The sequence below is a fragment of the Pontibacter mucosus genome (genome assembly GCF_003054055.1).
Classification (GTDB): domain Bacteria; phylum Bacteroidota; class Bacteroidia; order Cytophagales; family Hymenobacteraceae; genus Pontibacter; species Pontibacter mucosus.
On the sequence record NZ_QBKI01000007.1, the window covers coordinates 122,845 to 140,404 of the forward strand.

Annotated in this window: 10 protein-coding genes; all 10 read left to right on the forward strand. The window is 54.7% G+C overall.

Annotated features, from left to right (window positions below; all coding sequences use genetic code 11):
• Window positions 1–6: 6 nt before the first annotated feature.
• The 10 genes from C8N40_RS14505 (at window position 7) to C8N40_RS14550 (ending at window position 17,518) form a co-directional block, all read left to right on the forward strand.
• The gene (locus C8N40_RS14505) at window positions 7–1,536 is read left to right on the forward strand and encodes a sulfatase family protein (RefSeq protein ID WP_108212496.1); all 1,530 of its coding nucleotides are present in this window, start codon (window positions 7–9) and stop codon (window positions 1,534–1,536) included.
• A 19-nt stretch (window positions 1,537–1,555) separates the two neighbouring features.
• Window positions 1,556–3,097, forward strand: a complete 1,542-nt coding sequence (locus tag C8N40_RS14510) for a sulfatase/phosphatase domain-containing protein (RefSeq protein WP_108212497.1) — start codon at window positions 1,556–1,558, stop codon at window positions 3,095–3,097.
• Between the two features lie 328 nt (window positions 3,098–3,425).
• A complete protein-coding gene (locus C8N40_RS14515) occupies window positions 3,426–5,954 on the forward strand; it encodes a beta-N-acetylglucosaminidase domain-containing protein (RefSeq protein WP_108212498.1) in 2,529 nt (842 codons plus the stop codon).
• Between the two features lie 67 nt (window positions 5,955–6,021).
• Window positions 6,022–7,653: a beta-N-acetylhexosaminidase gene (locus C8N40_RS14520; protein ID WP_108212499.1), complete on the forward strand. Its 1,632-nt coding sequence runs from the start codon at window positions 6,022–6,024 to the stop codon at window positions 7,651–7,653.
• Window positions 7,654–8,043: 390 nt separating this feature from the next.
• Window positions 8,044–9,588, forward strand: a complete 1,545-nt coding sequence (locus C8N40_RS14525) for a sulfatase (RefSeq protein ID WP_108212500.1) — start codon at window positions 8,044–8,046, stop codon at window positions 9,586–9,588.
• 41 nt (window positions 9,589–9,629) lie between these two features.
• A complete protein-coding gene (locus C8N40_RS14530; protein ID WP_245905134.1) occupies window positions 9,630–11,183 on the forward strand; it encodes an alpha-L-fucosidase in 1,554 nt (517 codons plus the stop codon).
• Between the two features lie 254 nt (window positions 11,184–11,437).
• Window positions 11,438–13,879, forward strand: a complete 2,442-nt coding sequence (locus tag C8N40_RS14535; RefSeq protein ID WP_211318116.1) for a glycoside hydrolase family 20 protein — start codon at window positions 11,438–11,440, stop codon at window positions 13,877–13,879.
• Window positions 13,880–14,125: 246 nt separating this feature from the next.
• Window positions 14,126–15,568: a glycoside hydrolase family 125 protein gene (locus C8N40_RS14540; protein ID WP_108212503.1), complete on the forward strand. Its 1,443-nt coding sequence runs from the start codon at window positions 14,126–14,128 to the stop codon at window positions 15,566–15,568.
• A 239-nt stretch (window positions 15,569–15,807) separates the two neighbouring features.
• Window positions 15,808–16,785 carry an isoaspartyl peptidase/L-asparaginase family protein gene (locus C8N40_RS14545; RefSeq protein WP_108212706.1) on the forward strand — a complete coding sequence of 326 codons (978 nt, stop codon included), beginning with the start codon at window positions 15,808–15,810 and terminating at the stop codon, window positions 16,783–16,785.
• Window positions 16,766–17,518, forward strand: a complete 753-nt coding sequence (locus C8N40_RS14550) for a copper homeostasis protein CutC (protein WP_108212504.1) — start codon at window positions 16,766–16,768, stop codon at window positions 17,516–17,518. The genes C8N40_RS14545 and C8N40_RS14550 overlap by 20 nt, the downstream gene beginning before the upstream one ends.
• Window positions 17,519–17,560 lie beyond the last annotated feature (42 nt).

Consider the following 17,560-nt stretch of genomic DNA (forward strand, 5'->3'; position numbering starts at 1 on the left):
TACATCATGCTAGGCAAAAAAAGTATACATACGCTCTGTCTGTTGCTGGCCATACTTTGCATGGCTCCCTTTGCGTATGCCCAACAGAAGCCGAATGTTATCCTGATCTATGTAGATGACTTGGGATACGGCGATCTGGGCAGTTACGGTGACACCCGAATCTCCACCCCGCACCTGGATAAGTTAGCCGGACAGGGCATCCGCTTTACGCGTGGCTATGCCACCTCGGCCACTTGTACCCCCTCACGCTATGCCCTGATGACGGGCGAGTACCCTTGGCGAAAACAGGGAACCGGCGTGTTGCCCGGCGATGCGGCATTGGTGGTGCCCACCGATAAACTAACCTTGCCAGGCGTGTTCAAGAAAGCCGGGTATGCTACCGCCATCGTGGGCAAGTGGCACCTGGGTTTGGGCGATGCAGTAGAGAAAAACTGGAACGAGGACATTAAGCCCGGACCCAACGAGGTAGGCTTTGACTACTCCTTTATCTTCCCGGCCACTGCCGACCGGGTGCCTACTGTTTTCATGGAAAATGGCAGGGTAGTAGGGCTTGACCCGGCAGATCCCATACAGATAAACTACAGGGAGAAAATAGGCAACGAGCCTACCGGAAGAGAGAACCCGGAACTGCTCAAAATGAAAGCTTCGCCCAACCACGGGCACGACAATACCATCATCAACGGCATTGGCCGCATTGGCTACATGAGCGGCGGCACCAAAGCCCGCTGGACTGACGAAGAAGTACCGCTTACCTTTCTGCAGAAAGCGAAAGACTTTATCGTGGATAATAAAAAGCAGCCGTTCTTCCTGTTCTACTCCCTCACCGAGCCACACGTGCCGCGCATGCCCTCCACATACTTTAAGGGCACGAGCGAGCTGGGCTACCGGGGCGATGTAATCCTGCAGATGGATTGGGCCGTGGGAGAGATTATGAAAGAGCTGGAACTGCAGGGCTTGGCGAAAAATACCCTCATCATTTTTACCAGCGATAACGGCCCGGTGCTGGACGATGGCTATGAGGATGAGGCGGTAACGAAGCGAAACGGCCACATGCCGGCTGGCCCTTTGCGCGGCGGCAAGTATAGCGCTTTTGAGGCCGGCACCCGCGTGCCCTGGATTGTGCGCTGGCCCGGTAAAATAAAGCCAGCCGTATCGGATGCCATGGTCTCGCAGGTGGACCTGGTGGCCTCTTTTGCCAGTCTGCTGCGCCAGCCACTGGCCCCCACCGATGCCCCCGACAGTCAGGATATGAGGAAGGCTCTGACTGGGAAATCCAGACAAGGCAGGAGCGTTTTAGTGCAGCATGCGGGCACGCTGGCCATTGTAAAAGACAACTGGAAGTATATCGAACCCAGCCAGGGGAGAGCTTATAATCCCCTGACGGATATAGAACTGGGTAACGCGCCGGAGCCACAGCTCTACAACTTGAGCGAGGACATTGGCGAAAAGCAGAATCTGGCAGCACAGCATCCGGAGAAGGTAAAGGAATTAGCACAGCTGTTGCAGGAAATCAAACAAGCAGGAAAAAGCAGGTAACAACGTATAACTTTCGTTTATGATGAAGCAAGTACTCTTACTCATGGCGGCTTTTGTGTGGAGCTTTGCGGCGCTGGCACAGCAGCCGTCCAAACGGCCCAACATCGTCATCATCGTGTCCGACGACCACGCCTTTCAGGCCATTAGCGCCTACGGTGGCAACCTGATGCAGACACCCAACATCGACCGCATTGCCAAAGAAGGCGCCACCTTCAACAAAGCCTACGTGACCAACTCCATCTGCGGTCCGAGCCGCGCCGTTATCCTTACAGGCAAGTATAGCCACAAGAACGGGTTTAAGGATAACGAGAACTCCCACTTCGACGGCAGCCAGAACAGCTTCATCAAGGAGCTGGGCAAAGGCGGTTACCAGACGGCCTGGGTAGGCAAGTGGCACCTGGAGAGCGACCCGCAGGGCTTCGACTACTGGAAAATACTTCCGGGCCAGGGGCACTACTTCAACCCCGACTTCATCAACATGGACGGCAGCCGCGAGCGCATCGAAGGCTACGTGACCAGTATCACTGAGGATGTAGCCGAAGAGTGGCTCGACAGTCGCGACAAGAGCAAACCCTTTGCCTTAGTAATTGGCCACAAGGCCACGCACCGCACCTGGATGCCGGACCTGGACGACATGGGCATGTTCGATGATAAAACCTTCCCGCTGCCAGCCAACTTCTACGACAACTATACCAACCGCGAGGCGGCGCGTGTGCAGGACATGACCATCGACAAAACGATGATTATGGGCTATGACCTGAAGATGTACCCGGATTATGAAAATACCCGCGAGGGCAACATCGTCCGCATGAACCCCGAGCAACGGGCAAGACTGGCAGCTTACTACCAGCCCATCTACAACGACCTGATGGCGCGCAACCTGCAGGGCAAGCAGCTGGTGGAGTGGAAGTACCAGCGCTACATGCGCGACTACCTGGCCACGGCCGCCTCCCTGGACCGCAGCATTGGCCGCACGCTCGATTACCTCGATAAGAACGGCCTGGCCGATAATACCATCGTGATTTACATGTCGGACCAGGGCTTCTACATGGGCGAGCACGGCTGGTTCGATAAGCGCTTTATGTACGAGGAGTCCTTCCGTACGCCGATGGTGATGCGCTACCCGGGCGTGGTAAAGCCGGGCACCAAATCAGAGCATTTCGTGATGAACCTTGACATTGCGCCGACCATGCTCGATGCCGCCGGGGTGACCATTCCGAAGGACATGCAGGGCGAGTCGTTCCTGCCGCTGCTGACCAGTAAGAAAGCCAAAGGCCGCGACGCGATGTACTACCACTACTATGAGAACGGCGAGCACTCCGTTTCGCCGCACTTTGGCATCAAGACAGGCCGCTACAAGCTCATCCGTTTCTACAAAAGGGTAGAGGGATGGGAGCTTTACGACCTGCAGAAAGACCCAAGCGAAATGAACAACCTCTACGGCAAGAAAGGCTATGAGAAAATTACCGCCAAACTCAGAAAACAGCTGGACGGCCTGCTCGACAAGTATGAGGACGACGGCGCCAAACAGTTGTTGGCTAAAGAGGGCGGGAATATTTAAGAATCTGCCTGTCTAAAAGCTTCTTCTGCTGGCGCGAGTTTGCAACTCGTGCCTATCAATAGGGTCGGGTTTGTAACCCGACTGGGCTGCAAGCCCAAACAGCGGCAGGAGGCTTTGCAAGCAGTAGGGGAGGCTCAACAAATAGTATACTTATGGCGCGAGCGTCCTCGCTCGTGACTGGCTATAGTTGGGCCTCCGGCCCAGTCGAGTTGCAAACTCGACATCACAATAAGGCACAAGTTTAAAACTTGCGCCAGATAAAAATAAAAAGTATAACCACTCCTATTTCAAAGTGTAGGAGAGACCAATAGCAACAAATTACACTATAATGCTCACCCTTATTCAACGCAGCCTGGCTGCTTTTATACTTCTGGTTTCTTTTACGGCGACGGCGCAGCAAATCGTGCCGCTGCCGCAGCAGGCAACCATCAGCCAGCAGCGTTTCACGCCGGCCCATTCCTACAAGGTAAGTGGCCTGAAAAAGGACCCGGCAACGCTGGAGTTGCTTGGCAGCATTTTACCAGTAGCGGGAAAAGGAAAGTCGCTGCCGCTGAAGGTAAAGAAGCTGAAGAAGGGGGAGGGACCGCTGCAGCGCTCGGGTGCCTATAAACTGGAGGTAACGCCTGCAGGCATAAGTATAGAAGCTCCTGACGAGCGCGGGGTTTTCTATGCCGTGCAGACGCTGTCGCAGTTGGTGCAGCAAGAGGCCAACGGTAGTATAACCTTGCCAGAGGCGACCATCACCGATTACCCGGATGTGGCCTACCGCGGCACGGTGGAAGGCTTTTACGGTGAGCCCTGGAGCCACCAGGACCGCCTGGAGCAGCTGCGCTTTTACGGCAAACTCAAACTGAACACCTATATCTACGGCCCCAAGGACGACCCATACCACTCCTCCCCAAACTGGCGCAAGCCATACCCCGAGCAGGAAGCACAGCAGCTAAAAGAGGTGGTGCAGGAAGCAAAACGCAACAAAGTGGATTTTGTGTGGGCCATCCACCCAGGCAAAGACATCCAGTGGAACCAGGCTGACAGCAGCGCCATCATCACGAAGTTTAACCAGATGTATGACCTGGGCGTGCGCGCCTTTGCCGTCTTCTTCGACGATATTTCCGGTGCCGGAACTGATGCTAAAATGCAGGCGAACATGCTCAACTTCATCCAGCGCCAGTTCATCAACAAGAAAAAAGACGTGGCCCCGCTGATTATGTGCCCGACCGAGTACAACAAAGGCTGGGCGAACAAGGAGCCGGGTACCTATTTGGATATCTTGGGCGAGCAGCTCGACCCGGCTATTCATGTGATGTGGACGGGCAATACCGTGGTGCACGACATCACCAAGGAAGGACTGGAATGGGTGAACAAACGCATCCAGCGGCCGGCCTACGTGTGGTGGAATTTCCCGGTGAGCGATTACGTGCGCAACCATCTGTTGATGGGGCCTTCTTATGGCATCGACACCGAGGCAGTGCATGATATGTCAGGCTTTGTGACCAACCCGATGGACAAGGCCGAGGCCTCGAAAGTGGCCATTTTCGGGGTGGCTCTGTATAGCTGGAACATGAAAACCTATGACCCACAGCAGGCTTGGGAGGCAGCCAACCAGTACGTGATGCCGGAGGCGCCGGAGGCCTTCCGAACCTTCAATGCCCACAACAGCGACCCCGGACCGAATGGCCACCGTTACCGCCGCGATGAGTCGGTGGAGATAAAGCCTTACATCCATACTTTCCTGGAGACCTATAGAAACGGGCTGCACCCTTCAACGGCAGAAGCCGGCAGGATAAAGCAGGAGTTTGAACGTATAGCCAAGGCCCCTGCCGAGATTAGAAGCAAGAGCCAGAATAAGCGCCTGGTAGAGCAGTTGGAGCCATGGTTGTTGCAGTTTGAGCTGCTGGGCAAAGCCGGTACCCATACGCTGGATATGGTGGACAGTCGCATGAACCTGAACCCTGCCGCCGCCTGGGCCAACTACCTTCGCGTAGAAGCCGTGCTCGATAGTATGGCGACCGTGGATGCCACGCTGAACCAAAACCCCTACCAGCCGGGCGTGAAAACCGGCTCGCTGGTGCTGACGCCTTTTGTGGAGGAGGTCTATAAATTAACCGGTATCCACTTCCTGGGCGGAAACCAAAGTATAGCCGGTGCAAATACTGACGCCTCTACGAGCTACAGCCAGTCGCAAAGATTGGCGAACCAACCGTTGCTGGTTAATAACAAAGGCATTGCCTATTCGCCCATGTTGGAGGTAGCCTACCTGGATAGCGGCGAGTACATTGGTTTCAAGCCGGCTGAAGCATTACAGGCCATCGCTTTATACTTTAACCTGAGCAACAACAACCTGCTGAGCTGGGGCGTTTTTGAGACCTCCAAAGATGGAAAAGTATGGACGAAAGCAGAGGCCACTGCAGAGCGTGGCAAAGGAAGTATAAACCTGGCCGACCAAAGTATAAAGTATGTGCGCTTCCGCAACTTTTCCGACAAACGCCAGAACTTCTACCTAAAGGAATTCCGCCTGGAAGTGAAGCCAGCAGCCGGAGCGAACGAGTCTGTTTTTGCCCACGACAAAAGTATAAACACCTACCAAACGCTCACCAGCCAGCAGCCGGTAACCATTACACTGCCACAGGAATTGAGGGGAGCGGGCCTCGTACTACTTTTAAAGAACGACGGCGCCAAGTATACCATCACCGCACCCGGCAGAAACGGTAAACAGCAGACCATCTACAGCGGCAACCGCAGCTACATCGAGCTGGATAGCAGCAAACTAAAAAATGTTTCGAAGCTGACCTTCTCCACAGAAAGCGAGCGACCGGTGCGCATTTACGAACTGGTAAAGCAGGAGCCAGCCAGCTAAGAATCATACTTCGAAATCAACCTGACTTACAGCAAAGAATCCATACTTCTAAACAAACGCTCACCCCATGAAAAAACTATTCTACCTTCTCCTCCTGGTTCTGGTAGCCGCCTTTGAGGCCGGCGCGCAGGAGCTGAACATCATCCCGAGGCCCAATAAAATCGAGCTGGCAAAGGGGCAGTTTACCCTGAGCAGTGCCAAGACTATTCAGTATACTTCCGGGGCAGATAAGGAAGCCGCTTTCCTGAAAAAGGCCCTGCAGGAGAAGTATAACCAGGACCTCCCGACCAATGCCGGCAAAGGAAAGAAGAACACCATCAGCCTGGAGCTGGATAAGAAGCTGTCCAAAGATCTGGGCAAGGAAGGGTATAGACTGACCGCTACGCCAACGCAGGTAACTGTTAAAGCAGCCACGGCAGCGGGCATTCACTACGGTGTGCAGAGCTTGCTGCAGGCTATCCATACTTCTGAAGGCAAATTTATGCCGGCCGTTGCTATCGAAGACGTCCCTCGTTTTGAGTGGCGCGCTTTTATGCTGGATGAGGCCCGTCATTTTAAAGGGAAGGAAGAGGTGAAGCTGCTGCTGGACGAGATGGCCCGGCTGAAGATGAACACCTTCCACTGGCATTTGGTAGACGACCAGGGCTGGCGCATCGAAATCAAAAAGTATCCCAAGCTGACGGAGGTTGGCTCGGTTAGAAAGAGCACGGCCGTAGGGGAGAAGAAGTGGAACAGCAACAAGCAATCCGGGGAGCCGCACAGCGGATTTTATACCCAGGAGGAGATAAAAGAACTGGTAGCCTATGCCGCTGAGCGCCACATCAACGTAGTGCCGGAAATCGAAATGCCGGGCCACGCCAGCGCTGCCATAGCCGCTTACCCCTGGCTGGGCACGGATAACCAGAACATCGAAGTGCCGGTTAAGTTCGGCCGCTTCTACGACATCTACGACGTGACCAGCCCTAAAGTACAGGAGTTCCTCCAGGACGTGCTGCAGGAGGTGTTTGCGCTGTTCCCATCCAAGGTCATCCACATCGGTGGGGATGAAGTGGGTTATGAAGCCTGGGAGAAATCGAAGCAGGTAAATGCCTACATGAAGGAGCATGGCATCAAAACCTACGCCGATTTGCAGGTGCACTTCACCAACAACATCTCCAAGTACATCGAGCAGAACGGCCGCCGCATGATGGGCTGGAACGAGATCATGGGCATCAACATCCACCATGACTTCGAGGAGAAGAAAGCAGATGCCAATGCCGAGACCGAGCTGGCCAAAAACGTGGTGGTGCATTTCTGGAAAGGCGATGTAGAACTGATCAAGCAGGCTGCCTCGAAAGGATACCAACTGGTGAATTCGCTGCACTCCATGACGTACCTGGACTATAACTTCAGCTCTATTCCTCTGCAAAAAGCCTATAACTTCGATCCGGTTCCGCAAGAGCTAGCCAAAGAATACCACCAGAACATCATCGGTACCGGCTCCCAGATGTGGAGCGAGTGGATACCGACGCGAGGGGAGATGCACTACCAGGTATTCCCGCGCCTGGCCGCCTATGCCGAGGTAGGGTGGACGCAGCCACAGAACAAGAACTACGAGCAGTTCCGTCAGGCCCTGTTGCCGCTCCTCAAGGTATGGGAAACCCGCGGCATTCACTTTTCGCCGCTTTCAGACGCGGAAGAACAGAAGAAGAACCAGTAATTTTTTGACAAAGGAGTTTTTGACAAAGGACAAAAGACAACGGACTTACAAAGTATAGTTGCAGCCTACCAATGTCACCTTAGAAGGCAGGGCCGTTTCATTCTACTCACAACGGCGCTGAGCAATCTGTCATTCTGTTAAGAAACTTGGTAGAAGGGAGGTTAAGCTATCGCTACTGGCGGGGGTAGGGGCCCTCTTTAACAAGATCCTTTCAGGATGACAAAATGAAGAGAGTCAAATGGCCCTGCCTATGGAAGGGGGTAGGGGGATGACAGGCTGCCCAAGGGGCAAGCTACCCGCAACAGTTTATACTCGAACCATCCTTTGTCCTTTGTCAAAAGTTCTTTTGTCCTGAAGTTTGACTTATACTTTTAGCTTACAGCGCACCACATGAAAAGCAGGCCAGCCTTACTGGTTTTATACTTTCTTCTCGGGTTTATACTTCTGGTGCAGGCGCAGCAGCGGCCTAACATCGTGGTGTTTCTGGTCGATGATATGGGCTGGATGGATACGTCCGTGCCTTTTGCCGACAGAGTACACCCGCTGAACAAGCGCTACCACACACCCAACATGGAGCGCCTGGCGCGGGGAGGGATGAAGTTTACGAATGCCTACGCTACGCCGGTCTGCACACCTTCGCGGGTAAGTATGTTGACGGGGATGAACGCGGCCCATCATGGCGTGACGAACTGGACCATGCCCTTTAAAGACCGCAACTCCGATACCCCGGATGAGCAGCTGGATGTTGCCCCCTGGAATAGGAATGGGCTGAGTCCGGTAGCGGGTGTGCCGCATACGGTGCATGCCACGCCCTTGCCGCAGCTGCTCAACGAGGCCGGCTACATGACCATTCATGTGGGCAAGGGGCACTGGGCTACACCGGGTACGCCGGGAGCCAATCCTTATAATTTAGGTTTCATCGTGAACGTGGCTGGGCACGTGGCGGGGCGGCCGCTCAGCTACCTGGGCGAGCAGAACTACGGCAACAACCAGGGCAAACCCTACGACATCCACGCCGTGCCGGATATGGCCGAGTACTTCGGCTCGGATACATACCTGACAGAGGCCATCACGCGGGAGGCTCTGAAAACCCTGGAAGCACCTATCCGCAACCAGCAGCCCTTTTTCCTGCACCTGGCGCACTTTGCCCTGCACGACCCTTACGACCCGGACAAACGCTATTTGCAGAAATACCTCGACGCTGGCCTGAGCCAAACCGACGCCATCTACGCCAGCATGGTGGAGGGCATGGACAAGAGCCTGGGTGATGTAATGGACTACCTGGAGAAAAAAGGCGTGGCCGATAATACCATACTTCTTTTTATGAGCGACAACGGTGGCCTGAGCCTGGCCTATGCCGGACGGGGCGAAGCCCACACGCAAAACCTGCCGCTCAAAGCCGGTAAAGGCTCTGTCTACGAAGGCGGTATCCGGGTGCCGATGCTGGTGAAATGGCCGGGGGTGGTAAAACCTGCTTCGGTTAATCCTACACCTGTTATCATCGAGGATTTCTTCCCCACCATCCTGGAGATGGCGCAGGTCGGAAAGTATAACCTGGTGCAAAAGGTAGACGGCCAAAGTTTAGTGCCTATGCTCACAACACCCCATAAAAAACCTGCAGACCGTGCCCTCATCTGGCATGTGCCTAACAAGTGGACGCAGGAGGACGGGCCCGGCATCAACTATAAAAGCGCCATCCGCGAGGGTGACTGGAAGCTGATTTACCACCAGCGCGACGGCAAAATGGAGCTCTACAATCTGAAAACAGACTTGGGCGAGACGACCGACCTGGCCGCCAAACACCCCAAGCGCGTGAAGGCGCTGGCCGCTAAATTAGGCCAGCAACTGCAGGCTTGGGAGGCGCCCATGCCCAGCTTTAAAAGCACAAGTAAACCGGTACCAATGCCAGATGAGGTGCTGCAAAGTATAAACTGACAAGTATAAAATCTTCAAGTATTCCTTACCCATACATGAAAATGAAAAAGATAACAACGGGCCTTCTTGCTCTTCTGCTGACAGCCACAACGCCGGTACTTGCCCAGGAGGCAGGCGAAAAGGCTAACTACTTTATCATCCAGCCCGGTGACACCGAGGCAGACATCATCCGCAAAGCAGCCAATGTGGTGCCCACGCCGCGCCAGCTGCGCTGGCAGCAACTGGAACTGACGGCCTTCTTCCACGTGGGCGTCAACACCTTCACCAACCGTGAGTGGGGCACGGGCAAGGAAGACCCAGCCATCTTCAACCCCTCGCAGTTAGACGCCCGCCAGTGGGTGCGCGTGGCTAAGGAAGCCGGCATCAAGCAGGTGATTCTGACGGCCAAGCACCACGACGGCTTCTGCCTCTGGCCAACGGCTACTACGGAGCATTCGGTAAAGAACAGCCCCTGGAAAAACGGGCAGGGCGACTTAATGAAAGAGGTGGCCGAGGCCTGCAAAGAGTATGGCATTGGCTTTGGCGTTTACCTCTCGCCCTGGGACATGAACTCGCCGGTGTATGGCTCTGATGCATATAACGACCTGTTCATCGAGCAGCTGACGGAGCTACTGACCAACTACGGGCAGATTGACGAAGTATGGTTTGACGGTGCCAATGGCGAAGGACCGAACGGCAAGAAGCAGGTATATGATTTTGACCGCTGGTACCAGCACATCCGCAAGCTGCAACCGACGGCTACGATTGCCATCATGGGCCCGGACGTGCGCTGGGTAGGCACAGAAACCGGTTATGGTCGCGAGACAGAGTGGAGCGTGGTGCCGGCCGATAACCTGGACCAGAACTCCGTGGCCGCAAACTCGCAGCAGGCGGTGGCCTTTAAACCTACCGGTGACATGCGCGGCGAGGTGCTGGGCGGGCGCGAGCAAATCCGCAACGCAAAAGGCCTGGTGTGGTACCCGGCCGAGACCGACGTGTCCATTCGTCCGGGCTGGTTCTACCACCCTGCCGAGGATGACAAGGTAAAGTCGCCGGAGAAGCTGCTGGACATTTACTACAGCTCGGTGGGCCGCAACGGCGTGCTCCTGCTTAACATCCCGCCCGATACCAGAGGGCTTATCCATGAAAGCGACGTGAAGGCGCTGCAGGGCTGGAAAAAGCTTATCGACAATACCTTTACCAAAAATCTGGCTGAGGGCGCCAAAGTGAAGGCTTCGGGCAAGAACAAGAAAGCCATGCTCGACGGCAAGTATGACACGCACTTCACCACCAAATCCGAGAAAGACACCACCGCTGTGCTGGAACTGAGGCTGAAAGGCGCGCAGACTTTTGACGTGCTGATGCTGCAGGAAAATATCAGCGTAGGGCAGCGCGTTGAGAAGTTTGTATTCGAGTACTGGAAAGACGGGCAGTGGCAGAAGGCCACCGAGGGCACGACCATCGGCTACAAGCGCCTGCTCCGCTTCGAGCCGGTAACCACCAGCAAAGTGCGCCTGCGCATCGAGTCGTCGAGGCTAAACCCGACTATCTCAGAAATCGGGCTGTACAAGAACGCACTGGAAGGCATGGCTTTATCGGCAAATGAGCATGAGTAAAGTATAAAGAATGAGCTAAGGGCGTAGGTCTTCGGACCTAGCTTGTGTTCCATAGCCTTCCAGGAAAAAGGCCTAAGTATAAAAGAATTGTCCCCTTGAGGGGACCACAGGGGTGTTCAGCTACTGAGGAGACCACTATTGTTAGCAAAAGCGGTGAGACTGCAGATGTAAACACCCCTATAATCCCCTCAAGGGGATAGTTTTCTATTGCTGTCGGCACTGGTCATCCTTAGATGGCTGTTTCTGCAAAACTTATGAAGTTAGTTAAGTTTTCAAACCCAGGTCAGCAGTTTCAGGACAACGGCATAGCAAGTATAAATGCCTGTCGGTTTTATACTTACACGACACAACCAATAACAACAAAGCCTCTCAAGGCAAAAGACTACACTACCATGATTAAGAAGCTCACCCTTCTACTAGCATTATTCTTTCCCTTTCTGGCGCTGGCCCAGCAGCCGGTTAGTATCATCCCGCAGCCGGTTAGCGTGCAGCGCAGCGAAGGCCACTTTGTTATCGACGGCCATACTTCCATCCACCTGCTAAACGGGAAAAAGGAGTTGAAGCCTGCGGCCGAATTTCTGGCGGCTCGGATTAAGGAAATCTCCGGTTACGACCTGCCTATCAAAAACCGGAAAGGCAAAGCCATCAAACTGTCCATTGAAAGTATAAACAGCCTCGGTGAGGAAGGATACCAGCTGCAGGTAACGCCATCTGAGATAAGTATAAAAGCCAACTCCAAGGCCGGAATTATATACGGCATGCAGTCGGTGCTGCAAACTCTGCCTGCCGTGCGCACTAACGCGGCGCTGCAGGTACCGGCCATGACCATCACCGACTACCCGCGCTTCACCTGGCGCGGTATGCACCTGGATGTGAGCCGCCATTTCTTCTCGCCCGAGGCCGTGAAGCAGTACATCGACCTGATGGCCACTTACAAGATGAACAGGTTCCACTGGCATTTGATAGATGATCCGGGCTGGCGCCTCGAAATCAAAAAGTACCCGAAACTAACGGATGTGGCCGCCTGGCGCGTGGACCATACCGATAAGCCCTGGGATGCCAGGCCACAAGCCAAACCGGGTGAGGAACCTACTTACGGCGGTTACTATACCCAGGATCAGATAAAAGACATAGTCGCCTATGCCGCCCAGCGCAACGTCACGATTGTGCCTGAAATCGAAATGCCTGGGCACGTGGCTTCGGCCATTGCCGCCTACCCGCACCTGAGCTGCACGGGTAAAGCACAGCTGCCGCTTACAGGCGGTGATTATTCTAACATGTCGTCTAACTACTGCCCGGGCAACGAGGAGGTGTTCACTTTTCTGGAGGATGTGCTCGATGAGGTAGTGGCGCTGTTTCCGGGGCAGTACGTGCACATTGGCGGCGATGAGGTAGACAAAGCAGGCTGGAAAAAGTGCCCCAAGTGCCAGAAGCGCATGGCCGACGAGGGTCTGAAGGATGAGGAGGAGTTGCAGAGCTACTTCATCAAGCGCATGGAGAACTACCTGCTCACCAAGAACCGCCGCATCATTGGTTGGGACGAGATCCTGGAGGGCGGGCTGGCCCCGCAGGCAACGGTGATGAGCTGGCGCGGCGAGAGCGGCGGCATTGAGGCAGCCAGGATGGGCCACGATGTAATCATGACGCCCGGCTCTCCGGTATACTTCGATCACTACCAGGCAGGTCCGGAAGGCGAACCGCTGGCCAACGGCGGTTTCAACACACTGAAGAAAGTATACGACTACGAGCCTATCCCGAAAGAACTGACCGAAGCGGAAGCCAAGCACGTGCTGGGTGCCCAGGCCAACCTCTGGACTGAGTTTATCACCACGGCCTCTTACGTGGAGTATATGGTGTTGCCCCGCATGCTGGCCTTGGCCGAAGTGGTATGGTCGCCGAAAGAGAGCCGCGACTGGGCAAGCTTTAACCAGCGCCTGCAGCCCCAGTTCAAGGCCTTCGACCAGAAAGGGCTAAACTACTCCAAAGGCAATTTTACCGTGGACATTAAACCGAGCTCAGAAGGCGGCAAATTGCTGGTGACACTCTTCACAGAGGCGGTGAACGGGGATGTATACTATACCCTGGACGGCTCGGAGCCCACTGCGCAAAGTATAAAGTATGCGCAGCCTATCCAAATCGACTCCTCGGTGGTGCTGAAAGCAGTGACGGTGGTAAACGGCAAGGTGATGGGCCAGAAGCCGGCGGAGCAATCGTTTAGCATGCACAAGGCCGTGGGGCGGGAGGTGCAGTACGAGAACCCGGTAAGCAAGCACTACATGGCCGATGGTCCTAATTCACTGACAGATGGAGTGCGCGGCCGTCATCCTGTGGGCAAGTACTGGCACGGCTTCAGCGGCCGGGACATGGTAGCGACAATTGATTTAGGAGAGGCAAAGTCTATTTCCAACATCACCTTGGGCTGCCTGCAGCACTACCGCGACTGGATCATGATGCCGACAGCCGTGAAGTTCGAGGTATCTGCCGACGGTAAGAATTTCAAAGAGGTAGGCACCGTAAAGAATCCGATTTCGCCAAACGAGCAGGAGGCCACCATGCACGATTTCAAGGCTGCGTTTCCGGAGCAAAAGGCAAGGTATGTGCGCGTTACCGCCTATCACCTCACCTCACTGCCAGAAGGACATAACGGGGTCGGAAAGCCGGCTTGGCTCTTTGCCGATGAAATTGTGGTGAGGTAGGGAGGTAGCTGCCGCGAGCTTTCAGCTCGTGGCTTTGCATGCGGCCAGTTTTCAACTGGCGAAAGTATAAGTATGGTTTGCGCAAGCTGAAACGCTGTAGAAGTGAAGCGTATACACCACCTCTTTCTTTCTGAGATATGTCATACTTAACGCTGCCCTGACGCCATACTTTTCACCCTTATTCCCTATCTTTAAGAGCAGAAAATTTACTGATCACAGCCTGATCAAAAGAATTAAAAAACACCCATGCCTACAAGAAGAGATTTCGTTAAAACCAGTGCCCTGGCAACAGCCGGTATCGCCGCCACGGGCTTTTCATTTATGTCGTTTGCCCAGAAGGATAAGTTTGTGAGCCAGCGCCCGGAGGTGTCCAAACGCCATTTTACCAGCAAAGCGGTAGAGAAAACCATCAAGGATGTAAAAAAGAGCATCGCTGACAAGGAGCTTGCCTGGATGTTTGAGAACTGCCTTCCGAGCACCCTCGACACCACCGTAACCTATCAGGAGAAGAACGGACGTCCGGATACGTATGTAATTACCGGTGATATTGATGCCATGTGGCTGCGCGACAGCTCGGCGCAAGTATGGCCTTACCTGGCGCTGATGGACAAGGATAAGCCGCTGCAAAAACTGGTTGCCGGCGTCATCAACCGCCAGACCAGCTACATCATCAAAGACCCTTACGCCAACGCTTTCTACGACGACCCGACCAAGGAAGGGGAGTGGGCCAAAGACCTGACCAAGATGCAGCCCGGCATCCACGAGCGCAAGTGGGAGATCGACTCGCTGTGCTACGCCATCCGTTTGGGTTACCACTACTGGAAAGCCTCCGGCGACACCGACCCTTTTGATGCGGAGTGGGAGAAGGCCATGCGCCTGGTGGTGCAAACCTTTAAAGAGCAGCAGCGCAAAGAGGGCAAAGGTCCTTATAAGTTTCAGCGTGTAACAGGCTGGCAAACCGACACGGTAGCGGGCTCCGGCTACGGCAACCCGATAAAACCGGTAGGCCTGATCTGCTCTACTTTCCGTCCATCCGACGACGCGACGATTTACCTGTTCCTGGTGCCGGCCAACTTCTTTGCCGTTACCTCGCTGCGTCAGCTGGCCGAGATGAGCGAGAAGATCAAGAAGAATAAAAAATTTGCCGCCGAGTGCACCGCGCTGGCCGACGAGGTGGAGAAAGCCCTGAAGGAGTATGCCGCTGCCGACCACCTGAACTACGGCAAAGTACACCCGTTTGAGGTGGACGGCTACGGCAACAAACTGTACATGGATGACGCCAACGTGCCAAGCCTGCTGGCGCTACCATACCTGGGCTGCTGCTCCGTTGACGATCCGATTTACCAGAACACCCGCAAGTTTGTATTGAGCGAGGATAACCCCTGGTACTTCAAAGGCAAGTATGGCCAGGGTATTGGCGGGCCTCACACTGGTTTTGACCTGATCTGGCCGATGAGCATCATCATGCAAGCCATGACGAGTAAGTCGGAAGACGAGATAAAGCAGTGTCTGGTGATGCTGAAGAACACGCACGCTGGTACTGGCTTCATGCACGAGTCCTTCCACAAGGATGATCCGTCGAACTTCACCAGAAAGTGGTTTGCCTGGGTGAACACCCTGTTCGGAGAGCTGATCCTGAAACTCCACGCCGAGCGTCCGCACCTGTTAAAAGCGCACTACAAAGTATAAGCTGCCGGCTCTGGAAGTATAGAACATACTCCTGTCTTTTCTGAGGAGGGGAGGATGGAAAAAGATATTGAACACCCATTGTCATTCTGGAAGAAACTTGGTGGAAGGGAGGTTAAGCTTATGCTACCAGCCACCAAGATCCTTCCAGGATGACAAAAGGACAAAGCTCCGACACCTCTCGGAAGAATTATTATAACTGGTATAAAGCTGCAGCCATAACCGCAACAACAACCTATATCATGAGCACCAGACGAAAATTCATAAAATTATCAGCCCTCGGCGCGACTATGCTGGGCGGCGGCTTTCAGTATGCGAGCGCCTTTGCCGGCTCGTTGGGAGCGGCAAAAAGAAACAGGCCTGTCGTGATTTCTACCTGGAACCACGGCATACCGGCTAACGCCGCAGCCTGGGAAATCCTGAAGAAAAAAGGCACGGCGCTGGATGCCGTAGAGGCAGGCGTACGCGTACCCGAGGCAGACCCGGAAGTGCGCACCGTGGGCTACGGCGGCTATCCCGACCGGGAAGGCCATGTGACCCTGGATGCCTGCATCATGGACAAGGACAGCAACTGCGGCGCGGTGGCGTTTCTGGAGCATATCAAGCACCCGATTTCGGTGGCGCGTAAGGTAATGGAAGACACCCCGCACGTGATGCTGGTAGGAGAGGGAGCTCTGCAGTTTGCCCTGGAGAAAGGCTTCAAGAAAGAAAATCTCCTGACGCCGCAATCTGAAAAAGACTGGAAGAACTGGCTGAAGGAGTCCAAGTATAAGCCGGTGATTAACATCGAAAACCACGATACAATCGGCATGCTGGCCCTGGACGCAAACGGCGACCTGGCCGGAGCCTGTACCACGAGCGGTGCCGCCTATAAAATGCACGGCCGCGTGGGCGACTCTCCCATCATCGGGGCTGGCTTGTTTGTAGACAACGAAGTAGGAGCCGCTACGGCTACGGGCCTGGGCGAGGCTGTTATCCGCATGGTGGGCAGCCACCTGGTAGTAGAATTGATGCGCCAGGGTAACTCGCCGGAGCAGGCTTGTAAATTAGCCGTGGAGCGTATCATCGCCAAGCACAAAGATGTGAAAGACCTGCAGGTAGGTTTTATCGCGCTCAACAAGAATGGGGAGTACGGCGGTTATTGCATCCATAAGGGCTTTAACTATGCTGTGCAGGATAAATCAGGAGTGAAGCTGCTGGATGGAAAGAGCAAGTTCTAAACCGCTGCTGGAAATCTGCATCGAATCGGTGGGCTCGGCCATCGCGGCTGAGCAGGGAGGCGCGCAGCGCGTGGAGCTGTGCGACTACCTGGCTGGTGGCGGCACCACGCCCAGTGCGGGTATGATTGAGGTGGTGCGCCAAAGTATACGCATTGGCCTGCATGTGCTCATCCGCCCGCGCCGTGGTGATTTTTTATACTCCCCAGCCGAATTTGAGGTGATGAAGCGCGACATACAGCTCTGCCGGAAGTTGGGTGTAGACGGCGTGGTGATTGGAGCTTTGACGAAAGATGGAAGTATAGACGTGGCCGGTACGCAGCAGCTGATTGAAGCAGCGGAAGGTATGAGTATTACGTTCCACCGTGCCTTCGACCGGGCCGCCGACCCTTACAAGGCCTTAGAGGATTTGCTGCAACTAAACGTGCATCGCCTGCTTACTTCCGGCCAGCAGGAAACAGCTCTGCAAGGGGCTGACCTCATCCGGGAGCTGCGAGAGCGCTCTGAAGGCAAACTCATCATCCTGCCCGGCGGCGGCGTGACTCCCGATAATGTGCGGGAGTTAGTTGCCAAAACTGGTGTGCAGGAAGTACACGCTTCGGTGCGTAAATCCGTGGAAAGCGACATGGTCTACCGCAAAGACCAACCGGCCATGTCGAGTAACCGCGTGCTCTCCGAGTTCGAGCAACTGGTAGCCGATGTGGAGCAGGTGCGGGCGTTAGGTGCTGGTTGGTAGTTGTTGGTTATTAGTTGTCCGGTGCAGCCGCTGGCAGGAATA